The sequence below is a fragment of the Paenibacillus sp. FSL F4-0243 genome (assembly GCF_037963295.1).
Lineage (GTDB): Bacteria > Bacillota > Bacilli > Paenibacillales > Paenibacillaceae > Paenibacillus_AQ.
Map to the genome: position 1 here is coordinate 868,863 of NZ_CP150151.1, position 23,375 is coordinate 892,237.

Here is a 23,375-nt window from a genome sequence, read left to right on the forward strand (position 1 = left end):
CTTCCTCCTGGTCAAGACCGGCGTGAGGGGAAGTGCTTTCCCATTTTCCGAGATATTCCCGAGTGTGCCAGTCCGTGCTACACTTCAACTATAAAAATGAAATATATAAGGCGGGGATGAGAAGTCATGTGGAGTCATTTCTTTAAGAAGTTATATCATCGCTTCTCTATTCGCTCTTATTTCAGCATCCGGACTAAGCTGCTCTTTTGCTTTCTTATTGTCGCGATTATTCCGCTACTGTCACTGGGAGCCTTGAACTATTATCAATCCGCTATAGTCATCAACTCTCAATTCGGGAAATACGGGGAGAACACCGTGGCTCAACTTGATCAGCAGATCAGCTCCGCTTTGAACCGGATGAATCAGACGACAGGAACAATCTATTCGTATCTCCTTGATCCTGCACGGGTGGGACTAGGTGATCATGTTCCAACTACGTATCAGGAGATTATGAATAAAGATGACTTCGAGGCGCTGCTTAAATCACTTAAGACGGATCTGACAAGAGGTATTTATCTGATTACCCGTTCTGGTTATTACTATGGAGAGAATAATCTGAATGTCAGTAAGCTTAATGATATCCCCGCCTGGCGGGCCATTACTTATTCATCCAAAGGGCCCTATTGGCTGGGCTTCTATCCTATGAATCATGGCATGGAAGCTTCGGATACCGGAGAACCTATACTGGGGCTCGCTGTACGGATTAATAATCCGGCTGGAAACCAGCATGGAAGCACGATCTTAATTGAAGAGAATGCGCAGGTTCTTCTAAATATGTTCCATATGTTTGAAGAAGATACCAAAGCGCATTTGACGATAACTGATTCTGAAGGGCAACCCGTTTACCATTCAGATTCTCCATTCACTCCAGACGGTAGCGACGTGGTGTGGAATAGGACACTGGCAGCCAACGGATGGAAGATTGAAGCAAGATTGCCGGCCAAAGCATTTTATTTTTCCTCGAACCTGATCCGCTCCAACACAGTACTTGTAGCCATTGTTTCTTGTCTGCTTGCCTTTGGGCTAGCTTATATATTCTCATCGAAATTCACAGCTCGAATTCGCAGGCTGAAAGACTCGATGCAGAAGGTCAGCTTTGGCAAGCTACACACGAGGACCTTGGTGGAAGGCAAGGATGAACTCGGAAGTCTGGACACCAGTTTCAATCGTATGGTAGGGGGAATTCAATCCCTTGTCCAGGAAGTGGAGCAGAGTGAGCGGCTGAAGAAGGAGGCCGAGCTTAAGGCATTCCACTACCAAATTAATCCACATTTGCTCTTCAATACGCTGAATTCTATCCAGTGGAAAGCAAGGCTCCAAGGGGCAGAGGATATCCGCCAGATGCTCTATCATCTGACGATGGTGCTCGAAGGTAATCTGGATATCTCTCAGGAGTTGATCACACTAGGACGTGAACTTCGTATGATTGAGCATTTTCTGAAAATACAAGAGATCCGTTACGGGTCCGCATTCAGTTATGAACAGACCTGTGAAGAAGAGCTTAAGCCGTATCTGATTCCCCGTATGACCCTTCAGCCGCTCTTCGAGAATATCTTTTTTCATGGATTTGAAGATGGGAAGGGAAACATTTCGTTAAGTGTACGGGAGGAAGGTGAGCATCTGTTGTTAACATTGTCTGATGACGGTGCAGGGATCACTGAAGAGAAGCTGAGGGCGCTTATGCTTGCAAAGCCGGAAAGTAAACCGCAGGGACGCGGAGGACTCGGCGTTCAGAACGCGAATCAGAAGTTCAAGCTTCATTTCGGACAGCAGTATGGCTTGACGGTGCATTCTACGAAAGGTGAAGGCACTACTATCGTAATTCGGTGGCCCAAGAAGGAGGAGAGTCCGCATGGAGACAACCAAGACCATTAAAGTGTTAATTGCAGATGATGAGAGTATCGTGCGCAAAGGACTTCGCTCTACAATTCCTTGGCATAAGTATGGGATGGAAGTGGTGGCGGATGCGCCAAACGGCCTTAAAGCCTGGGAGGCCTATCAGATTCACCTGCCTCAAATAGTGATCACCGATATCGTCATGCCGGAGATGAATGGGATTGAACTGTTACGCAAAGTTAAAGAGGTCGATAAGGACACCCGGATTATTCTGCTGAGCTGTCACCGTGACTTTGAGTTTGCTCAGCAGGGAATTAAGCTTGGGGCTTCAGGATATCTGCTTAAGACGGCCTTTGAAGATGAAGAGCTGGAAGGAATGCTGGAGAAGTTCCAGAGGGAGCTGACATCGTCTGCTCCCGTAGCGGATGCTGAAACAAGCGAAATCTATGGAGAACGGCTGGGCTCTCTCTTGTTTGCCTGGCAGAGTGGACACAGCAGCAAATTTGTTGACGAAATAGATAAGCTCATTAGGGAGAAGCTGCCGCTGAATAGGGAACCCTTGTACATTTATCTGATCAAGACCTGTGGATGCGATTGTACTTACCTGGATCTCGTCAAGCTTAATGAGGATGAGAATAGCCGGATGCCCCATAGCGCACCTGTTATCATCCCTTACGGTGAGGACCTTTGCTACTGGATTGTACCTGGTGACGAGCTGGAGATTGCGGACAGTCTGCTCGTTCAGATGAAAAGCCAAATCGAGAAGCTGAAATGGGCTAAGAGAGGACCGCTGGGCAACGCTGAAGATTTAAGCAAGGCCTTCATGGCGCTTCACAAGGAAGCGGAAGTGGAGAAGCTGCATGGTATTTCGTCTCAGGACTGGCCTGAACCGATCTGGAAGGCCGTGAAGCTTCTGCATGAGAACCCTGGAGCGGATTGGTCGGTTAGCGATTTGGCGAGCCAGGTGGGACTTAGCCGAAGCCATTTCTCGATCCTATTTAAGAAGACGGTTGGCGACAGCTTTGTGGCTTTTCAATATAAAAGGAAGCTTAAGCTTGCCAAGGCATTGCTGCGGGATACGCAGTTGACGATGCAGGATATTGCGGAGCGGACAGGGCTGGGCGACAGTAAATATTTCAGCAAATGGTTCAAGCGCTGCACGGGTCAGACGCCTAGTTATTACCGCATACAACAAAAAGACGCCGTGATTCGAACAGATGGACACCTCGATCTGTAAATCGAACAAAAGTACGCAAACATTCGAATAGATATCGGTTTTGAACCGCTTTCATAAAAGTTAAGATGAAAGCGGTTCAATTATTATTACCTCATTCAAAGGGGAGGCTGACACAGTGAAAAAGAAAATTTCTCTTATTGTACTTGCCACTACGTTAATGGCAACTATGGTCACAGCTTGCGGGGGGAACAGTGAGCCTTCATCATCCACAGGTGCTGCAGGCTCAGGGGAGACGAAGACGCTTCGTTTTGCGACATGGGATACCGGAGACGCGCTAAAGATTGAGCAAGACATCGCCAAGAAATTCGAAGCAGCCCATCCGGGTACGAAGGTTCAGGTAGAGGCTTATGCAGACGGTTTTGACCAGAAGCTTGCCGCCGGATTCGGGGCAACCAATCCGCCAGATGTGATGTATATGTGGGATTTCCCGACCTATCATCAATCCCTGGAACCACTGGACAGCTATTCGAGCAAAGATAAAGAATTGAACATCGAAGATTTCTATCCGGGATTGTTCAACTATGGCAAAATTGACGGCAAGCTATATGGCATTCCGGCAGGGTTCACCACACGTGTGGTCTATTACAACAAGAAGTTGTTCGATGATGCCAAGATCCCTTATCCGAAGGATGGATGGACATGGACGGAGTTCCAGGACATCGCGGCCAAGCTCAGCGATAAGTCGAAGAAGCAGTACGGGTTCGGGGTTCGGGCAGAGAACGATACGTATGACCTTCAGAGCTTCGTATGGAGCAACGGAAGCTCGTTCATCTCTGATGACGGGAAAACGATTGAAGGATTTATGAACAGCAAAGAGACAGCTGAGTCTATCCAGATGCTCGGCGACATGGTTAAGAACGGCTCGGCTGTGCTGACCGGAGGCAAAGGCCAGCAGAGCGGAGATGACATTTTTAAAGCAGGTAAAATCGCTATGTGGGAGAGCGGTATTTGGCCGCTGGAATCGTTCAAGACGGCTGGTATAAATGTAGGTACGGTCGAAATCCCGGCGTTCCCAGGCAAACCGGTCAAAGGGGTGCTTGCGGAGTCCGCTTTGTCCATCGCCAAGGATTCGAAGCAGAAAGATCTGGCCTGGGAATTCGTGAAATTCTATGTGTCTAATGATTCGATCAAGATGCGTGTGGCGGATCTGCCTGTAAGGGTCAGTGTCGTAAATGAGCTGAAGAAAGATCAGGACCCGCTTTATAAACCGTACTACACGATGCTGGAGCGTTCCAGCAATACACCTGCGTTCCTGCTCAATCCGAAATGGAATGAAGTGAACCGCCAGCTCTCTGCTGCGGTGGAAGCGGTTATGCACGGCAGCAATGCCCAGGAAGTGCTGAATCAGGCTGTTAAAGATAGTCAACGTTATTTGAAATAACACATTTACAGAAAGAAGGTTAAGAGATGGCTCAGACCTTTCTGCATCAAGCAGGGGAGCCTATGGCCCAGCTCAAGCCTACACGAAAACGTAGTTGGGGTAGGGCTGTTCCCTACCTCTTCATTTTTCCTTGGATCTTCGGATTCCTCGTGTTCACCTTGGGGCCATTGTTATTTTCCCTTATCATCTCTTTTTTTGATTGGCCGATTGTCGGCGAAGTACACTTTATCGGGTTTGGCAATTATGCGGAAATGTTTACGGATGACCCGTTATTCTGGACCTCACTCGGGGTCACCCTCAAATTTGCAGCTCTGTTCGTTCCATTGAACATCATTGTGGCGCTTGGGCTTGCGATTCTCTTGAATCAGAAGACACGGGGCAGTGCTATATTCCGAACCGCCTTTTATATTCCCTCCGTTATATCCGGTGTCGCTCTGGCTATGATCTGGTCTTGGGTGTACAGCGGTGATTACGGGATTCTGAATTACTTCCTGTCCCTGATCGGTATTCAGGGCCCTGATTGGCTCAACGATAAGCAATGGTCATTAGTAGCGATGGTGGTCGCAAGTCTCTGGGGACAAGGCTCGATGATGCTGATCTTTCTGGCTGGCCTCAAAGGGATTCCGAGAGATCTTTATGAATCCGCTTCCATTGATGGGGCAGGTAAGCTCAGACAATTCTTCAGTGTGACGATTCCGATGATTACTCCGACGATTTTATTCAACTTAATTACATCCATCATTGCAGCCTTCCAGCAGCTGACTCTGGCTTTATTGCTGACCGGAGGCGGTCCAATGAAAGCAACCTATTTTTATGCCATGTACATGTATGAGAATGCGTTTAAGTATTTCAAAATGGGATATTCGGCAGCTAACGCCTGGTTCATGTTCCTGATCGTGCTCGGCTTGACCTTTCTTGTGTTCAAATCCTCGGAAGCCTGGGTGTTCTACGAAGGTGAAATGAAGAAGAATCCTCAGGAGAAGCTGAAGGCTCAAGGAAGGAGACGTTCTTTGTGAAGAAAATACTCGTATACGTTCTGCTGCTCTTTTTTTCACTGTTGTTCATAGCTCCGCTGTTCTGGGCGGTTACGACTGCGCTCAAGTCACAGTCCGAGCTGTATCTTTTTCCACCTAAATGGATTCCTTCTGTATGGAAGTTCAGCAATTTTGCAGAGGCGTGGAACATCCAACCTTTCAATATGTTTCTGAAAAATACACTGATTATTACCATCCTGTCGACGTTTGGTCAACTGATTTCTTGCACGCTCGTAGCCTATGGATTCGCCAGATTTCAGTTCAAGGGCAGGGACTTTCTGTTCCTGGTTGTGTTGGCAACAATGATGATTCCCTGGGAAGTCACTATGATCCCACAGTATATGCTGTTCAACGTTCTGGGATGGATTAATACGCTCAAAGCTCTTATTGTACCGTCTTTCTTCGGGTCCGCCTATTTCATTTTCCTGCTGCGGCAGTTCATTCTCACCATCCCGCGGGAGCTAGACGAAGCAGCTACAATCGACGGAGCCAATAAGCTGACCGTATTAACACGGATTATTGTCCCGCTGATGGGGCCTTCGCTGATCCTGGTCGCTGTGTTCCAGGTTATGGGATGTTGGAATGATTATCTGGGTCCGCTCATTTTCCTTAACGACCAGACGAAATACACATTGACCCTAGGGCTCTCACAGTTCAAAGGGATGTACGGTGTGGATATGCAGTCCATTATGGCGATTACAGTTCTGATCTCGATTCCGCCGCTGGCAATCTTCTTTTTCGCTCAACGCTACATCGTTGGCGGCATTGCGACTACGGGCATCAAAGGTTGATTCGCCGCAGCGGGTTCGGAAATCTAATAACAGCACACAGCGCAGAGTAGAGTAGAGAAAAGAGAGGAGAAATGAACCATGTCACAGCAAACTATCAGGAGGGATTGGGATGATCTTGGCATCCTTCAGCGAGGGCGGGCCAAAAGCCGGGCCTACTTCATCCCCTATTCTGACTGGTCAGGGGCACTAACTTACAATAGGGGAAGCTCCCCCTGGTTCAAATCCTTGAATGGCATATGGAAGTTCAATTATGCAAAAGGGCCAAAGTGGGCTCCGGATTATTTCTACGAGGAGGCGTATGATACTTCCGGCTGGGATGAGATTCAGGTTCCGGGGCACTGGCAGCTACAGGGATATGGAACTCCACATTATACGGACCTATATTATCCGTTTCCAGCAGACCCCCCGCATGTGCCTGACGAGAATCCGACAGGCAGTTATGTTAGAGAGTTCATGCTGCCTGAATCCTGGAACGGACGGAATGTCGCCATTAAGTTCGACGGGGTGGATAGCGCGTTTCATATCTGGGTAAACGGCAAACCGGTCGGATACAGTCAGGGCAGCCGCCTAACCTCAGAATTCGATCTCACTCCTTATGTGAAACCGGGCCACAATACCTTAGCCGTTAGAGTGTACCAATGGTCGGACGGCAGTTATCTGGAAGATCAGGATATGTGGTGGATGAGCGGAATTTTTAGAGATGTGTATCTGCTCTCCGAGCCGTCTTCGCTCCGCATTGCCGATTATCGGATTATAACGGAACTGGATGAATCAAGCCGTGATGGGATCTTGTCTGTTCATGTGAACATACAAGGGGAAGCTGCTGAACAGGGCAGTCTGCGGCTTGAACTGCTTAAACGAAGTGGTGAATCTGTTGCATGGGCTGAGGATCGGGTTACTGCAGGAAAGAATGTGCAGCTTATAATGCCGGTAGGACAGCCGGAACTGTGGAGTGCGGAATCCCCCAATTTGTACCATCTGAAGATCACTTTGTTGGATGAAAGTGGAGATACGGTAGAGATGACGGCTCAGCGGGTTGGATTCCGCACAGTTGAGGTGCGCGGCGGACAATTCCTGGTGAATGGAAAGGCGATTCAACTCAAAGGAGTCAACCGTCACGATCATCACCCGGATACAGGTCGCACAGTCACCGTCTCCACCATGCTACAGGACATCAAGATGATGAAGCAGCACAATATTAACGCTGTAAGAACCGCGCACTACCCGAATGATCCCCGGTTCTATGATCTGTGTGATGAGTACGGCTTATATGTTATGGAAGAGACCGATCTGGAGACACACGGATTCGAACTGCTAGGCAACATTTCCAGACTCAGCGATGATCCTGCCTGGCAGGAAGCCTACGTGGAGCGCGTTCAGCGAATGGTCGAGCGCGACAAGAATCATCCTTCCGTGATCTTCTGGTCGCTTGGGAATGAGTCCGGCTTCGGCTGCAATTTCCGGGCGATGGCGCAGTGGTGCAGAGAAGCTGACCCAACACGGCTTATTCATTACGAAGAAGATCGCGAAGCTGAGGTCTGTGATGTGGTAAGCACGATGTACTCCTCCGTTGAGAAGATGGAAGGCTTCGGTCAGTTGACTGACCATCCGAAGCCGCATATTCTGTGTGAATTCGCGCATGCCATGGGCAACGGCCCCGGTGGATTAAGACCTTATTTTGATACTTTTGACAAGTACGATAGACTGCAGGGCGGCTTTGTGTGGGAATGGATTGACCACGGGCTGAGCTGGAAGACGGCGGATGGGAAGGCTGATTATGCTTATGGCGGGGACTTCGGGGATGTGCCCAATAACAGCAACTTCGTCATAGATGGTCTAGTCCGGCCGGACCGAACGCCATCACCGGGCCTGCTTGAATATAAGAAAATTATCGAGCCGGTTCGCGTCGAGTATATAAGCAGGAACAAGGTTAATGTGATTAACCGCTATGATTTCCTGACACTGGATCACCTATATGCTGATTGGAGCATCACCATGGATGGACGTACCGTTCAAAGCGGGGTTCTTGCACTGCCAGAGATTGAAGCGGGCGGACAGGCAGAAGTGGAGATTCCTTATGACCACAGTCTTGATGCTCTCCTTCGCAGTGAGGGTGCGGAACAGTGGCTGAACATCTGCTTCTCGATCGCCGCTGACTGTCTTTGGGCGGAGCAGGGGCATGAAGTGGCTTGGGCTCAGTTTCTAATGCAGGATGAGTTGGGAAATCGTGTTGGCGATAGTCATACAGGGCATTCAGATGACCATTCCAATGCTGCTATTGGGATGAGAAGTCAGCAGATCAGGCGGAATCTTTACTGCACAGAAGCTGCTGGACAGATCATTCTCGCAAATGAGGACTTCCGGATGATCTTTGACACGCGGAGCGGGCGAATCGATTCGCTTCGTCTGAATGGCAAGGAACTAATGAAAGCCGGACCGCGGCTGAATTTCTGGCGTGCACCGATCGACAATGACATGTATGTGCTACCGGACTGGCGCAAAGCACACCTGGACCGGCTAACAGAACGTGTTGATGAGGTTAGCTGGGCCTGGCTTGATGAAGGGAACATCCGCATCACTGTGAGTTCAAGGATTGCTCCGCCAGTTTTTGATTGGGGTTTCCGGTGTGTAATCACCTATACCGTAACCAGTATAGGGCAAATCACTATGGATGTGCAGGGCACACCGGAGGGCAAGCCACCAGAAATGCTGCCTAAGATTGGACTTCAGATGGAGATTCCAGGCGACATGGATCGAGTGAAATGGTATGGCCGGGGACCTGGTGAGAATTATTCGGACAGCAAAGAGGCATGCCGTGTTGGAGTGTACACAGCTTCAATTGATGGACTATTCACTCCATATATATATCCGCAGGAGAATGGGAACCGGATGGATGTCAGATGGTTATCCGTCACAGACGCATCCGGACTTGGTCTACTTGCTGCAGGTAGTCCGACGCTTGAATTCAGCGCGCGCCGTTATACGGACAAGGATCTTGAAGAGGCACAACATGCAAGCGAGCTTGTTCCGCGTGACTTCGTCACGCTGAATCTGGATTACCGGCAGAATGGGCTGGGCAGCAACAGTTGTGGACCTGCCCAGATGCCGGATCATAAGGTAACATCGGAAGCTTTTACATTCCGTATTCTGCTCACTCCGTTTTTATCAGAAGATACCACGCCAGAGTGGCTTGGTAGACAAATGCTGTACGGGTTACCACAATCGCATCAATGAGAGGAGGGGACAGTATGCTCCACACACAGGATGTACTCAATTTAAGCGGAAAGATAGCTGTTGTTACCGGAGGTGCTTCAGGTATTGGCCTTGCTACGGCCGGACTGCTTGCGGATTTCGGAGCACATGTGGTTGTGCTGGACATCAATGTAAGGCAAGGGGAGCAGGCTGTTCATGAGATGAAAGAGCGGGGAAGGAAAGCAAGCTTCCACCGCTGCGATGTCTCCTCTTCGGAGGACTGTAAGCGTGCTGCCTCAGAGATTGAGAACGCGTACGGCAAGGTCGATATTCTGTTCAATAATGCGGGGATTATCCGCCGTAAGACCGTTGTCGAGCTTGAGGAAGCCGACTGGGATCTGGTAATGGATGTATCACTTAAGGGAGTTTATCTACTCTCCAAATATATAATCCCGGTGATGGAGCGCGGAGGCGGTGGCAGTATCATTAATACCGGCTCCGGCTGGGGCCTTAAAGGCGGGGACCGTGCCGCTTCCTACTGTGCAGCCAAGGCTGGAGTGGTCAATCTCACCCGAGCCATGGCTATTGACCACGGTCCCGCGAACATTCGCGTGAACTGCGTGTCCCCAGGTGACACGGATACGCCGCTTTTACGCGATGAAGCCAAGCAGCTTCAACAGGACGAAGCTACTTTCCTCGTAGCCTCTGCTGGGGGACGTCCATTGGAGCGATTGGGTACACCACGTGATATCGCAAATGCGGTATTGTTCCTAGCTAGCGATCTGTCTTCCTGGGTCACCGGAAGCGTACTTGTTGTGGATGGCGGCGGCATTGCCTAACGGTTAAAGAAATAAATACTTTAAATCAACCTTTTAAGGACGGAGGCGTTAACCTTGTCTGAACACAGAACTTATGCCCATCCCTATATCCCGAATACAGCACCGGAAGTCCGTGAGGCAATGCTGAAGGAAATCGGCCTGAGCTCCGTCGACCAGCTGCATGATGCAATTCCAGACAGTCTGAAGCTTAAGCGGGAGATGAATCTTCCTCCAGCTATGAATGAATATGAGCTTCGTCGACATATCGAGGCTCTGCTTGCGAAGAACAAGCATGGCGCCGATTATATCAACTTTCTCGGGGCTGGCTGCTGGCAGCATTTCGTTCCGGCTGTATGCGACGAAATTAATCAGCGCTCGGAGTTCGTGACGGCTTATGCAGGAGAGCCTTACGAAGACCACGGCCGATTTCAGTCCTTGTTCGAGTATCAGAGCCTGATGGCCGAACTCGTCGATATGGACGTAGTTAATGTCCCTACCTTCGACTGGGCACAGGCAGCCTCCACGGCCATCCGAATGGCAGGTAGGATTACAGGCCGCAGGATTGCGCTGCTCTCCAGATCCGTCGATCCGGATAAAGCCAAGATCATTACCAATTACTGTACACCTGTAATGGAGATAAGGTACGTGGAGATTGATTCGGTGACAGGAAAAATAGATTTGGATGATCTGCAGGGCAAGCTTGAGGAAGGAGCGGCGGCGTTCTACTTCGAGAATCCAGGTTATCTCGGAATTATTGAGGATCAGGGTGCTGAAATATCTGAGCTTGTGCACGTGGTAAATGCTATCTCTATTGTGGGCGTTGATCCGATCTCCCTTGGCGTACTGGAACCTCCAAGCCGTTATGGCGCTGATATTGTCTGTGGGGATTTGCAGCCGCTGGGCATGCATATGAACTATGGTGGGGGTCAAGCCGGATTCATCGCTACCCGGGATGAAGAGACTTATGTGATGGAATATCCGTCCCGCCTGTTCGGTATTGTTCCTACTGAAGTGGAAGGTGAATATGGCTTCGGTGATGTAGCCTATGAGCGTACATCCTTTGCTCAACGGGAGAAGGGGAAAGAGTCGGTGGGAACACAGACAGCCCTGTGGGGAATTACCGCCGGAGTTTATCTATCCCTGCTTGGACCAGTGGGGATGCAGGAAGTAGGGGAGACCATTATACAGAAATCTCAATATGCGGCGAATAAGCTGTGTGCCATTCCCGGGGTCTCTTTGCGCTTTAAAGATACAGCCTTTTTCAAAGAATTTGTCTTAGATTTCAACGAGACTGGAATATCTGTTGCTGAGATTAACAAGCGTCTTTTGGAAGTAGGGATTTTCGGAGGAAAAGATATATCCTCCGCATATCCCCAGTGGGGACAATGTGCTCTGTACTGCGTAACTGAAATTCATATGCAGGCAGATCTGGACCGGCTTGCCTCAGCTATCGAGAACATTGTCTGCAAGAATTAATAGTACAGAAGAGTAGGAGGAAAGCCATGAAACGGATTCGTAGAGATCATAAGGTACGCCGCTTTCACCAGGCCAAATGGGATGAACCGGTGATCTTCGAGCTTCACCGATCGGGTGAGCGCGGAGTGATCCCGCCGGGCATCGAGGCTGGGATTGCCGAGGTTGTCGGTCAAGGCTCCGCCCGAATTCCATCAGCGATGCGGCGAAAAGAAGCACCGGCACTGCCCGAGATCGGTCAGGCCAAAGTTCTTAGGCATTATTTAAGACTCTCTCAAGAGACTTTGGGTTCCGACCTTAATGTAGAGATCGGACAGGGGACATGTACTATGAAATATATTCCCCGTATCAATGAAATGCTTATACGTACCCCAAATCTGATGGAACTGCATCCTCTGCAGGATGCTGGATCCGTTCAAGGAATTCTGGAAATCTACTATAGGCTGGACCAGGCGATGCGTGAAATATCAGGGATGAATGCTTTCTCGTTCCAGCCAAGCAGTGGCACCCAGGCCTTGCTGGCCATGGCTTCCATTGTACGCGCATATCATGATTCACGTGGCGAGGGAGACCAGCGGGATGAGATCATTACGACGATCTTTTCACATCCGTCCCAAGCGGCGACCGCAGCTGTTAAAGGATATAAGATTATCACACTGCATCCTGACGAAGACGGATTCCCGGATCTTGAGAAGCTGAAGAATGCCATTTCTGAACGCACGGCGGGTTTCGTCGTGGCCAATCCGGAAGACACAGGTATATACAATCATCGTATCCGTGAGTTCACGGACGTGGTTCATGAAGCAGGAGGAATCTGCTTCTACGATCAGGCGAACGCGAATGGGCTGCTGGGTATCACCCGGGCCAAGGAAGCCGGGTTTGACATGTGTTTCTTCAACCTGCATAAGACCTTTGCCGCACCTCACATGTGCGGAGGGCCGGCTACAGGCGCTCTTGGGGTAACCGATTCCCTTAAGCGTTTCCTGCCCGGTCCGCTTGTTGACTGGGACGGTAGTCGTTATGTCCTTGTAGAGCAAAGCGGTGATAGCATCGGCAAAGTCCGCAGCTTCCACGGCGTGGCCCAGACTGTACTTCGTTCCTACGCTTGGATTATGAGCCTGGGGCCAGACGGTCTTAAGAATGTGGCCCAAATCGCTGTACTGAATAATAACTACCTGTATCACAAAATTCTGCAAATCCGCGGAGCCAGCGCTCCTTACATCAAAGGTCGACGTCTTGAACAGGTAAGGTACAGCTGGAAGCAGCTTACGGATGAGACTGGCGTAACGACAGAAGACATCACCCGCCGGATGTGTGATTTCGGCCTGCATTATTGGACATCCCATCATCCGTACATCGTTCCGCAGCCGTTCACCTTGGAGCCGACTGAATCTTATTCGAAGGAAGATCTTGATGAATATATCGAGGCGCTGACCCATATTTCGAATGAAGCTTACACGCAGCCGCATATCGTCAAACTAGCTCCGCACAACAGTACCGTTCACCGGAATGTGGAATCTTCTCTTGATGATCCTGCAAAGTGGTGTATTACGTGGCGGGCTTATCTAAAGAAGACACAGCCGGAATAGGGCTTGGTCCCTACAATTAAAATATACATTTGAAAGTAGAGGGGCTCCGTTTGGAGCCCTTCCTATTTGACTGTATCACCAAAGAAAGGGGTTATGGGTATGTCTGGGTATATGAGGAACTTGCTGCGCCTGTCTGTCGGCGTCCGCCGGTTTCTTATGACCGAAGCCATGTATGGCATCGGCATCGGTATGTATTCGCTAGTTCTTAATTTGCATTTGCTGTCCAAAGGAATGAAGGAGGATGAAATCGGGCTGCTCATGTCCATAGGTATACTGATCATGGGTGCATTGGCTATTCCTGTATCCATATCGGCAAACCGTATAGGTCGTAAAAAGCTGCTAGTATCCGGCATCATGTTTATAGCGGCAGGAAGTGCACTTTATGCGATTGGTAATCATTCCGGCATATTCTATTTGGCTCAAACTTTGGTCTCGATTGGCCTTACTCTTGTGGAGACGACGGAGGTTCAGTTGTTATTTCACTATTGTGCCTCGCGCAAGGAAGAAGCAAGTGCTTTCTCCCTGATGTTTGCCGTGTTTACTGCATTTACAGGGGCAGGAACCCTGGCTGCCGGATACTTGCCGAATTCGGCTGATAGCGGGGAGGGATATGGGCTTACGCTGCTGCTTGCCGCACTGGTTTTCGTTGTTCACAGTATGATTAGAGGACTCTGGCTTCCCTCTGAGGGGAAGGAAAGCGAAAGGGTTAGAACCTCTGAAGTTCTGGAAGTGAACCGTGAAGTCTCTAGTTTGAGGAAAAAGCTGCCTTCCGGCACACTCTGGCTGTTCTCGGTATTCATGGCCCTGCTCGGAGGAGCGATAGCCATCACTGGGTCATTTCTTAATGTAATTGTGAAGTATAGACTGAACTGGATGGATGATAAAGTGTCCATTCTGCTGGCGGTAAGCGGAGTTGTTTTGTTTGCAGCTTCTTTAATGACGCCTTATGTATTAGAGCGTTTCGGCCACAATGTGGCGATCGTATCTGTCTTTTTGGTTAACATACTCGTGTTCGCCTTATTATCCTGGGCTATGCCGGTCTGGATGTTCACAATCGTGTTTCTGGTTCGCGGGGGAGGGCTTACGATGCTGTCTAATCTGCTGGATAGTCAGTTGATGTCTGCCTTTAAGGAGCGGGAGAGGAATCTCTACGCAGGGATGAGATCTGTATTTCGGAGCCTCGGATCATCTGGCGCCGCTCTGCTTACGGGATGGATTTTGATTGGACAGGATTATGAAATCCCCTTTTTTCTGACATCTGTAGTACTGCTTCTCTGTCTGGTTTATTATATCTGGTTCATCCGCCCAATTCTGGATAAAAGGCTGAAAGAATGAATGGCTGAATACAATTTTCATAATTAATTCAATCTGGACAGCAGTGTGAATAAATATATAAGGGGCTGTCCAAAAATCCATGTGAAATGGATATAGGACGCCCCTTTGCATTGAAGTAGGCTTTCGTTTTTCCTTCTAACATAACCTGCATTAAATCCATCCAAAGAAGAACTTATATCTTATGGGTTTGTTGTTTCTTTTTGCCCACTCCCTAATTTCCTCTATGCCATTAGCCGTATTCTCCTTTTTAAAAGTAAAGTACAGATGTAGTGGAACCAACTTTTTGTCAACAGTCTTAATTCCAATTCGTTTACCATCGATAAACACTGAACTTATTTCATCCGCATCGTATCTTTTCTTATTTAAAGAAATAATAAAATTGTCGCCAAGTGTAATACTCTTGGAACTGAGCAATCGATAGAGTAAAAATATGATAATAATGAATATAAAGATGAACCATATTCTTGGAAAGAAGAACAGGAAGTCAGGTATGCGATTAGTACTATTATACATAGTAATTATTAAGGAAACTTCTAAAAAACACATTGCAATTAGTGTCATCATTACGTTTGGATATTTGATTGAAAGAGACGTTTCATGAAATCCCAAGTCACTCCATCCTTTCTCCTAATTCAAAGGCTCCACAATGATTTTACCATATATTGTGATCTCAGTGCTTGATCAAGCTACGCGGGCTAATGCTCTTTTTTTATGTGTAAGGCCTCTTCTCAGGAGTGACCATTGAATTACAAACCTTTGGAAGTTATACTTTGATGAGAAATACGGACCCGCTTATCCTTTAACAGATCCGTCCTTAATAGGGTAGGGATCTTATTTTTCGTAGGTATAATTTCATTCAGATATGGAGGCGTAACCTTGCAGCTAATTAATCAATCCGAAATACAAGAGAGGATCGACCTGCTTAAAGATCAGGATCTATATATCCATCTTGAGATGACGACGGGAGCATACGCTGCCCATTTCGATAGTTCTAAGCACCCAGCGGCTACTTTCATTACAAATGCTGTGATCCGATATTCTCATGGTTCGATTTCCGGTCATGGACCTTATCGCGTAGGCCTAAAAATGTCACAAGGCTGGGTGTACTCGGAAGGACTAACTCACTATGAAGAGAGTGAGACCGAAAGATTAATTCTGGCCGGTCATGACAGCCAAGGCAAACTGGTCGTATCCTTGCAATTAAGCCGGGAGCCGTTCTAATGGTAGAGGAGATGAGGAGTTCAGTGGAAAGACATATTCTAGTTATATTACCGCATCCGGATGACGAGGCCTTCGGTATATCTGGAACACTAGCTAAACATGTGCAAAACGGCACCCAAGTCACCTACGCTTGTCTGACACTTGGAGAGATGGGCCGGAATATGGGCGTGCCGCCATTTGCGAATCGTGTAACCCTCCCAGAGATCCGTAAAAAGGAGCTGGAAGAATCCTGCCGAGCGATTGGAATACAGGATTTGAGAATGCTTGGTTTCCACGATAAAACGATTGAATTTGAAGATCAAGCTCTGCTTGAGGGCCATATTGATGCGCTTCTGAAGGAGCTTACCCCCTCACTGATCATTACGTTCTATCCGGGGTACAGCGTTCATCCCGATCATGATGCTACCGGAGCTGCAGTGGTTCGAACGGTTGGAAGAATGCCCAAGGCAGAGAGACCTCCTGTTCACTGTATAGCTTTCGCCAATAATATTGAAGAGATTGGAAAGCCTCAGGTTATCATTGAAGTGAAAGATTTCCTGAAGCAAAAGATGGCATCCATTCAGGCGCATAAATCCCAATTCCAAGCCGCTGAACTGTTAGGTAGCAAAACGCTAGAGGATAAAGAAATCCAAGATCGTTTTGGAACAGAGCATTTCTGGATCTATCCATTTGAATGATAATAAGTCCGAGCATAAACGCTCGGGCTTTTTCTTTGGGGCCCACTACCGTGGGCAGGCTTCATTTCCTAATATAAGATTTGAATATCTGTGCCTTTTTTCAAATATATGGTAAGGTTTAGGGGGGGGCAACCAAACCGGTTTCGTCAGGCCAGGAGGTGTATTCGTTTGAAAAAATCATATTTCAATCTCATTTGTGGAATAGTCATTCTTTTGCTGGTATTCACTGCATGCAGTAAGGAAGGACCCAAGTATGCTGAGCTTTTCACACATGTGGAAGAGCATCGGGCTGTGTTCATGCAGCCGCGTGAAGAAGGGCTTGCTGCTTTGCAAATTGCCGATGCAGTGGGTGAATACGATACAACCTTGGGTACCATTATGCAGGATGATATCTTATCCGTGAATCAAAAGGAGTTTATACAGCAGATTGTGGTAGATGTTAAGACCAATAAAATCGTTGGTTACCGGGTAGGAACGGTCTTTCCCAGATCGGAAAGTGGTTATCAAGATGCGAGAGAACTGGTACTTGCTTTTATGAACCAATACAAACCTGCGGATGAGGAGGCGGCTGACAAAGTCGAAAAATCCATCCAAACGATTGACAGGATGGCTCTTCCGCTAAAGCCATTAACAGGCTCTATCGAAGAATCATGGTCATACGGCAAGGGCGAGGATAAATTGTATATAACCTACAGAATGTCGAACAGTTTTCAAAGTGATGATGAATTGCCTTTGAACTTTTATTTCAGCTATGAGGGGGAGTAAGGAACGAAGAGATAAGATGTGATTTACAAAAAAATACACAAAGACTATTATATTTCTATAGGTAATTATATCCTTTTTTTCCTAAACAATTGTTCGGACTAAATAACTGGAGGATCAAATGAAAAAGCACGACAAAATCATTTCCTTCATCTTCATACTTGTTATGATGGTGACGGCTATTTACTGGGCCATTTCGACTCAGAGCTGGACCATGTTGGGCACCCTCGCTTCTGTGGTCTGTTTCGGGCTTTTTGCGCTATTGGGGCTCCGCACTATACCTGTATTGACGGATTTTGTTTTGACGAATCCAGCACCTGAAGTGACTTGGAAGAGTAAGGAGCAGGATAGAAGACAGGCTTGGCTTTATATTATTGGATGGATATTGGCGAGTCGTATCCTGCTTATGCTCATCGGGTATTCATTTTTGATCATACAGAATGGCTATTCAGGTGGTCTGCTTAGCAAAATGGCAGAGACTTGGCATATCTCTGGAATCGATGCTTCTAGTTATTTGGGCATTGCTGAGAATGGATACGTGACCGAGGGTGATGCGAGATTCCATATCGTGTTCTTTCCCTTTTTTCCAAATTTAATAAGAGTAGTTCAGGCATTCGTAGGGAATTATCTCGTTTCTGGATTCATCGTTTCAAATATCACTTCAATTGTCGCAGCCCTGGTCGCTTATGAGCTTGCTGCACTAGACATGCATCGAAAGAATGCCATGCGGGTCGTGAAATACATTTTCATATTCCCTGCCGCGTTCTTTTTCTTCATTCCGATGACCGAGGCTCTATTTCTGGCATTATCTTTGATGTGTTTATATTTTGTGAGAAAAAAGGAATGGCTGATCGGATGTTTGTGCGGTGCACTTGCAGCTTATACACGTTCTCCCGGAGTGCTTCTGATTGTACCGGTTGCGATTGAATTTGGACGGGATCTGATGGGCAACTATAAGCTATTAAGTAAAAAAGTCTTTATACATAGAATCATCAGCGCTGTATGTTTTCTCGCTATCATATCAACGGGCTTGCTGGCCTATCTGTTTATTAATTATCACGTGACGGGAAATGCGTTTCAGTTCAGTATTTACCAGAGAGAGCATTGGTCTCAGCGGTTTTATCTCTTTTTTGATACGGTAAGATATCAGATGGAATACGCTGTGGGCACCTTTAAGAGTGGAGATAGCCGTTCTTTTCTCGGCTTATGGCTGCCTAATTTAATCGCTATATTCTCAGCACTAATTATCATGTTCATGGGTGCAAAAAAGATACGACCTTCATACACCGCCTATTTCATCGTGTATTTTGCGTTCGTAGTGGGAGCTACCTGGCTGCTGTCAGCCCCGCGGTATTTGCTTGTTGCATTTCCACTAGCTTTTGCTGCTGTCGCGCTCACTGAAGAGAAATCAAAGGATGCTATCCTTACTGTAGTTTCTGTTGCGGGGAGTCTTTTGTATTTAGCGATGTTTGTGGCAGGATATCCAGTGTATTGAGGACCCTTTCATTTTTTTATATTTTAAGCTAAAATGATTGAAACTGGTTTCAAAAACTGTCCCTATCTGGAGTGAGTGTAGAAATGGCAAATATTTTAGATGTGGCGCGTTTAGCAGGAGTGTCTAAGACGACCGTATCCCGAGTAATAAATAACTATCCTCATATTTCAGCAGATAAAAGAGAATTGGTATTAAAAGCAATGGAAGAGCTTGAATATACCCCGAATCTCTCGGCAAGAAGATTAAGAGGACAAGTGACAACAACGATAGCTGTCGTAGTTCCTAGAATTGTGAATCCTTTTTTCTCCTATTTAGTTGATTCCATAGAGAAGGTTGGTTACAAAAACGGCTACCAAACCTTGATCTGTCAGACTAATGAGGATAAGGAGAGAGAATTAACCTATTTAAATTTGTTGAAGACCAAACAAGCGGACGGCATCATCATGGCATCCATTGAGAATGATTGGAAAGTCATTGAACCGTATACTGAATTTGGGCCTATTGTGTTATGTAATGAATATGTGAGTAATGCAAAAATTCCGATGATTCGGCTGGATCAATTTAAAGGTACATACTTAGGAATCAAGCACCTCATTGAAAGAGGTCACCGTAAAATTGCTTACTGTACGGGAGGTCTGTTTACCGAGGCCGGGAAAGATAAAGACCGTAACCTAGGTTATCAAAAAGCATTGGAAGAGGCCGGGATTCAAGTGAATCCTAACTGGATTTTGGTCAACCAGCATACCATTGAAGATGGGAAAAGAGTAATGAAACTCTTGCTTGAAATGAAGGATCGTCCAACCGCTGTGTTTACAGGCAGTGATGAAATTGCTGGTGGTTTGATGATGGCTGCGAAAAAGGAAGGATTAAGTATCCCAAGAGATCTGGCGATCATTGGTTTCGATGACCAGCCCCTCGCTGAAATGTTGGATCCCGCATTAACGACTATACGGCAGCCTATAGAGCAGATGGGGCGTAAAGCAGGGGAAGTTCTTATGGAGATGCTGGATGATTCCAATGTAGAGCCAGTTACTTATGAGCTTCCGGTAGAACTGGTAGTTCGAGAATCTACTTAACACTGATAAGCGAATTTGCAATGCAGACTCGCTTTTTTATTTATCTTTATTGGTATCGATACCACGTCTAAGGGGTAAATAATTAACTGGAAATACCTTGTTTATCAGTAGTTTTTCCGAATAATTTATAAACTTAGCTTTAAATTGTATTGAAACCGATACCAAGTGATGTTACAATACAGGCAAGAAAGCTTTCTAGTATATAAGCCAGTTGAATTTATGAAGAATTTTTTTAACTAATGAAAACGGTATCAATCTGATGTTCAGACTTTTATAGGGGTCTAGCATATAAAAAAGCACAAAATGGAGGGGTTTTGTTTGAAAAAGATATCTGTTTTATTATTTGTTCTTTTGCTTGCTGTTTCATTGACAGCTTGTGGTGGATCCAACGGAGCGGGGTCCAGTCCGGCAGCGAACTCGAAGGATGAGCAAGTCAGCATAATTATTACGAACGGTAAAGGTGAAATCGCTTCCCAATGGGAACAGGCGGCTAAAGATTTCATGGCAGCGAATCCAAATATCAAGGTTGAGGCTGTCTCAGGAGCTGTTGGTGATACCGTTAATTTGCTGGATAAACTTACGGCATCCGGTAAAACGGTAACTATGGCGATGATGTCCCCCGACTCCATTGTGAACAAATATAAAGATTTCGGTATAGATCTTTCAGGTGAGAAGTGGAATGAAGAAACGGTTTACGGTGTTAAAGACGCAGAGGGGAAAATTGCCGGTTTTCCATTTTCAATAGAAGGCTTCGGTCTCGTATACAACAAGAGTGTACTTGATAAGGCTGTTGGCGGTACCTTCGATCCGCACACTATCAATACTCGTGACAAACTAAAAGAATTATTAGATCAAATTAAAGCATCCGGGGTGAAATATCCGGTTGCCTATCAAACTGAAAACTGGTCCGTAGCGAACCATTACAGTACACAGTTTGTGAATCAGGCAGAAGATCCGAACACGATTGTAGAGCAACTAAAAGCCGGAACATTTGATTTAGCAAGTAATGATGTTTGGAATGGTTACTACGATACGATGGATCTGCTGGTATCCAAAGAATACAACAAATACGGTGAACGTCCACTGGGCAAGTACTATGACGATGCGCATGTAAGTGTGGGTAAAGGGGAATCAGCTATCCTGTTTAACGGGAACTGGGCTTATGATTCATTGCAGGCGGTTAGTGGAGAATCCTTCGGATTTATACCTGTCCCAGAGGATAACAATCCAGACAATCCGCTGAACAATAAGATTGCTGCAGGTCCAACTAATATTCTGGTGATTAATAAAGCGGCAACCCCGGCTGAGCAAGAAGCAGCTAAGAAGTTCCTGAACTGGCTCGTTTATGATGAAAAAGGTCAAGATTTTCTGGTGAACCAGTCGCAAGTCGTCTCAGCCTTTAAGAACAACTCTTTGAAAGTGAACAATCCACTCGGATCAGCGATTGCGGATGCTGTGGTAGCCGGCAATACGATGCCGTTCAGCTCAAACTATGTGAAGGTCGAAGATTGGGGCAACATTCTTGCACCGGATATTCAGAAATATATCGCCCAAAAAGAATCCCGTGCTGATCTTGCCAAAGCTATTGAAACCTATTACAAAAGCCAAAAGTAATTAATCATTTGCTGAATTGCGGGAAGCGGGTTGGGGTGACTCTCACCTGTTTCCTCCTTAAAGCAATTAGGGGTGTGCTAAACGTATGATATCAGAAAAACGTCTGATCAAACGAATGGGCAACCAGTTATTTTTCACCGGTCCCACGATCATTTTCTTTACGATTGCCGTGCTGATTCCTTTTGCATATGGATTATATCTGACCTTTACCAATATGACCTCTCCATTAAATCCAATAGAGTTCTCAGGTTTAGCTAACTATAAGACAGCATTTACGGACTCCAAGTTTTGGGATTCTCTTTTATTGACCGTTAAGTTTGTCGTGACAACTGTTATTATCATCAATATTCTCGGTTTTATATTGGCTTATTTAGTGACTTCCGGAGTGAAGATGCAAAATTTCTTTCGAACCTCCCTGTTCACACCGAATTTGATTGGTGGCTTGATTCTAGGTTACATCTGGCAGTTTATATTCGTACAAACCATGCCTTCTATCGGTGAGAAGTTTGGGATAGAATGGCTGCGTTTAGGGTGGCTAGGGGATGAACATTTGGCTTTCTGGGCCATTGTTATTGTGTCGATCTGGCAATCAGCGGGCTATATGATGATCATTTTTGTCGCTGGCTTAGTCAATGTGCCAAAAGATGTAATGGAAGCAGCCACGATTGATGGTGCCAATGGATGGCAACGGTTGAGAAAGGTTACTTTGCCGCTGATGGTTCCTTCCTTTGTAGTGACCATCTTTTTAACTCTGAAGAATGCCTTTATGGTTTACGACGTTAACTATTCTCTAACGGCAGGCGGACCATATGATAGTACAACCATGGTATCGATGCATGTGGTAAAAAAGGCCTTTGTCGAAAATAATTATGGCGTTGGCCAAGCGGAAGCCTTTGTATTGTTTGCTATCGTTGCAGTTGTTACCGGCCTGCAGGTTTATTTCAGTAAGAAATTGGAGGTTGCTGCATGATGAGTGCTAGACGAAAAACTTCCGTGATTCTGACGTATTTATTTTTAATTGTATTTTTCATTATTTTTGTTTTTCCATTCTTTCTTATGATCGTCAATTCCTTCAAGAGCAATGGTCAAATTCTCGAAAGCCCTTTTTCACTGCCGACCAGCTTAAACTTCGGGCATTTTGCTGAAGTCATTGATAAAATGAATTTCTTTGTCTCGTTTAGAAACACAGTCGTAGTCACCTTTTTCAGTGTCCTATTCATTGGTGTTTTTGCAGCAATGACCGCCTATTACATGGTGAGACATTCGACTAAATTTAATAATGGTTTCTTTGCTCTAATGGTGGCTTCCATGATTATTCCGTTTCAGTCCATTATGATTCCCCTGATTTATATCTACGGGGCAAAGCTTCATTGGATCGATGCGGCACCTATTCCATTATTGATTATTCTCTACATCGGTTTCGGAAGTGCGTTATCGGTATTTATGTACCATGGTTTTGTGAAGTCGATTCCTTATGAATTGGAAGAGGCGTCACTGCTCGATGGATGTAATCGTAGACAGACTTTCTTTAAGATTGTACTGCCTATGTTGGCTCCAACATCAGTGACCATTGCGATTCTGAATGTGTTATGGATTTGGAATGATTATCTCCTACCTTCATTGGTGCTGACTCAGGATAACCATTTTACTATGCCTATTAAGATGAAGGTGTTTAACGGAACGTATATGAATAACTGGGAGCTGTTGATACCAGCACTTCTGTTAACGATCCTGCCGATTCTTATTGCTTATTTGTTTGGTCAACGTTACATCATCAGAGGCGTCAGCCAAGGCGCTATTAAATAAGATAAAGAAAGCCCTAAACTCGGGTGCTGGAGGAAGTG

Annotated in this window: 19 protein-coding genes; 18 read left to right on the top strand and 1 reads right to left on the bottom strand. The window is 46.5% G+C overall.

Features of this window, described 5'->3' with window-relative positions:
* Positions 1 to 126: 126 nt before the first annotated feature.
* From NSS87_RS03800 to NSS87_RS03845, 10 genes are all read left to right on the top strand, one after another.
* A complete protein-coding gene (locus tag NSS87_RS03800) occupies positions 127 to 1,875 on the top strand; it encodes a sensor histidine kinase (protein ID WP_339244894.1) in 1,749 nt (582 codons plus the stop codon).
* Complete coding sequence (locus NSS87_RS03805) at positions 1,853 to 3,073, top strand: response regulator (RefSeq protein ID WP_339244897.1); 1,221 nt, start codon at positions 1,853 to 1,855, stop codon at positions 3,071 to 3,073. The genes NSS87_RS03800 and NSS87_RS03805 overlap by 23 nt, the downstream gene beginning before the upstream one ends.
* Positions 3,074 to 3,188: 115 nt before the next feature.
* A complete protein-coding gene (locus NSS87_RS03810) occupies positions 3,189 to 4,454 on the top strand; it encodes a sugar ABC transporter substrate-binding protein (protein WP_076286143.1) in 1,266 nt (421 codons plus the stop codon).
* 62 nt (positions 4,455 to 4,516) lie between these two features.
* Positions 4,517 to 5,470, top strand: a complete 954-nt coding sequence (locus NSS87_RS03815) for a sugar ABC transporter permease (protein ID WP_076286178.1) — start codon at positions 4,517 to 4,519, stop codon at positions 5,468 to 5,470.
* The gene (locus NSS87_RS03820) at positions 5,467 to 6,279 is read left to right on the top strand and encodes a carbohydrate ABC transporter permease (RefSeq protein WP_076286144.1); all 813 of its coding nucleotides are present in this window, start codon (positions 5,467 to 5,469) and stop codon (positions 6,277 to 6,279) included. The genes NSS87_RS03815 and NSS87_RS03820 overlap by 4 nt, the downstream gene beginning before the upstream one ends.
* Positions 6,280 to 6,357: 78 nt before the next feature.
* Entirely contained in the window at positions 6,358 to 9,513 is a 3,156-nt protein-coding gene (locus NSS87_RS03825; RefSeq protein WP_339244900.1) for a glycoside hydrolase family 2 TIM barrel-domain containing protein, read from the top strand.
* A gap of 14 nt (positions 9,514 to 9,527) precedes the next feature.
* Positions 9,528 to 10,310: an SDR family NAD(P)-dependent oxidoreductase gene (locus NSS87_RS03830; RefSeq protein ID WP_076286146.1), complete on the top strand. Its 783-nt coding sequence runs from the start codon at positions 9,528 to 9,530 to the stop codon at positions 10,308 to 10,310.
* A gap of 54 nt (positions 10,311 to 10,364) precedes the next feature.
* Positions 10,365 to 11,765 carry an aminomethyl-transferring glycine dehydrogenase subunit GcvPA gene (gcvPA, locus tag NSS87_RS03835; RefSeq protein ID WP_339244904.1) on the top strand — a complete coding sequence of 467 codons (1,401 nt, stop codon included), beginning with the start codon at positions 10,365 to 10,367 and terminating at the stop codon, positions 11,763 to 11,765.
* Positions 11,766 to 11,791: 26 nt separating this feature from the next.
* The gene (gene gcvPB / locus NSS87_RS03840; protein ID WP_339244906.1) at positions 11,792 to 13,351 is read left to right on the top strand and encodes an aminomethyl-transferring glycine dehydrogenase subunit GcvPB; all 1,560 of its coding nucleotides are present in this window, start codon (positions 11,792 to 11,794) and stop codon (positions 13,349 to 13,351) included.
* A gap of 99 nt (positions 13,352 to 13,450) precedes the next feature.
* Positions 13,451 to 14,686 (top strand): MFS transporter, encoded by a 1,236-nt coding sequence (locus NSS87_RS03845; protein WP_339244908.1) that lies wholly within the window; start codon positions 13,451 to 13,453, stop codon positions 14,684 to 14,686.
* A gap of 150 nt (positions 14,687 to 14,836) precedes the next feature.
* Here the strand turns inward: NSS87_RS03845 and NSS87_RS03850 are convergent, their stop codons facing one another.
* Positions 14,837 to 15,295: a hypothetical protein gene (locus NSS87_RS03850; RefSeq protein ID WP_339244911.1), complete on the bottom strand. Its 459-nt coding sequence runs from the start codon at positions 15,293 to 15,295 to the stop codon at positions 14,837 to 14,839.
* Between the two features lie 267 nt (positions 15,296 to 15,562).
* Between NSS87_RS03850 and NSS87_RS03855 the strand changes: the two genes are divergently transcribed.
* The 8 genes from NSS87_RS03855 to NSS87_RS03890 all read left to right on the top strand — a co-directional run bounded on the left by NSS87_RS03855 (position 15,563) and on the right by NSS87_RS03890 (position 23,337).
* Positions 15,563 to 15,907 (top strand): YojF family protein, encoded by a 345-nt coding sequence (locus NSS87_RS03855; RefSeq protein ID WP_042184926.1) that lies wholly within the window; start codon positions 15,563 to 15,565, stop codon positions 15,905 to 15,907.
* 23 nt (positions 15,908 to 15,930) lie between these two features.
* Positions 15,931 to 16,584: a bacillithiol biosynthesis deacetylase BshB2 gene (gene bshB2, locus NSS87_RS03860; RefSeq protein WP_339244914.1), complete on the top strand. Its 654-nt coding sequence runs from the start codon at positions 15,931 to 15,933 to the stop codon at positions 16,582 to 16,584.
* Between the two features lie 168 nt (positions 16,585 to 16,752).
* Entirely contained in the window at positions 16,753 to 17,349 is a 597-nt protein-coding gene (locus NSS87_RS03865; RefSeq protein ID WP_339244917.1) for a hypothetical protein, read from the top strand.
* 118 nt (positions 17,350 to 17,467) lie between these two features.
* Positions 17,468 to 18,841, top strand: a complete 1,374-nt coding sequence (locus NSS87_RS03870) for a hypothetical protein (protein ID WP_339244920.1) — start codon at positions 17,468 to 17,470, stop codon at positions 18,839 to 18,841.
* 83 nt (positions 18,842 to 18,924) lie between these two features.
* Positions 18,925 to 19,917, top strand: a complete 993-nt coding sequence (locus NSS87_RS03875) for a LacI family DNA-binding transcriptional regulator (protein ID WP_339244921.1) — start codon at positions 18,925 to 18,927, stop codon at positions 19,915 to 19,917.
* A gap of 318 nt (positions 19,918 to 20,235) precedes the next feature.
* Positions 20,236 to 21,531 carry an ABC transporter substrate-binding protein gene (locus NSS87_RS03880; protein ID WP_339244923.1) on the top strand — a complete coding sequence of 432 codons (1,296 nt, stop codon included), beginning with the start codon at positions 20,236 to 20,238 and terminating at the stop codon, positions 21,529 to 21,531.
* An 85-nt stretch (positions 21,532 to 21,616) separates the two neighbouring features.
* A complete protein-coding gene (locus NSS87_RS03885) occupies positions 21,617 to 22,501 on the top strand; it encodes a sugar ABC transporter permease (protein WP_339244926.1) in 885 nt (294 codons plus the stop codon).
* Entirely contained in the window at positions 22,501 to 23,337 is an 837-nt protein-coding gene (locus tag NSS87_RS03890; RefSeq protein ID WP_339248422.1) for a carbohydrate ABC transporter permease, read from the top strand. The genes NSS87_RS03885 and NSS87_RS03890 overlap by 1 nt, the downstream gene beginning before the upstream one ends.
* Positions 23,338 to 23,375: the final 38 nt, after the last annotated feature.

Excerpts from the sequence above, each read along its gene's own strand:
- NSS87_RS03830 (WP_076286146.1), top strand. The coding sequence starts at position 9,528 with ATGCTCCACACACAGGATGTACTCAATTTAAGCGGAAAGATAGCTGTT.
- NSS87_RS03845 (WP_339244908.1), top strand. The coding sequence starts at position 13,451 with ATGTCTGGGTATATGAGGAACTTGCTGCGCCTGTCTGTCGGCGTCCGC.
- NSS87_RS03890 (WP_339248422.1), top strand. The coding sequence starts at position 22,501 with ATGAGTGCTAGACGAAAAACTTCCGTGATTCTGACGTATTTATTTTTA.
- gcvPB (WP_339244906.1), top strand. The coding sequence starts at position 11,792 with ATGAAACGGATTCGTAGAGATCATAAGGTACGCCGCTTTCACCAGGCC.
- NSS87_RS03875 (WP_339244921.1), top strand. The coding sequence starts at position 18,925 with ATGGCAAATATTTTAGATGTGGCGCGTTTAGCAGGAGTGTCTAAGACG.
- NSS87_RS03885 (WP_339244926.1), top strand. The coding sequence starts at position 21,617 with ATGATATCAGAAAAACGTCTGATCAAACGAATGGGCAACCAGTTATTT.
- NSS87_RS03815 (WP_076286178.1), top strand. The coding sequence starts at position 4,517 with ATGGCCCAGCTCAAGCCTACACGAAAACGTAGTTGGGGTAGGGCTGTT.
- NSS87_RS03805 (WP_339244897.1), top strand. The coding sequence starts at position 1,853 with ATGGAGACAACCAAGACCATTAAAGTGTTAATTGCAGATGATGAGAGT.
- NSS87_RS03800 (WP_339244894.1), top strand. The coding sequence starts at position 127 with ATGTGGAGTCATTTCTTTAAGAAGTTATATCATCGCTTCTCTATTCGC.
- NSS87_RS03870 (WP_339244920.1), top strand. The coding sequence starts at position 17,468 with ATGAAAAAGCACGACAAAATCATTTCCTTCATCTTCATACTTGTTATG.
- NSS87_RS03825 (WP_339244900.1), top strand. The coding sequence starts at position 6,358 with ATGTCACAGCAAACTATCAGGAGGGATTGGGATGATCTTGGCATCCTT.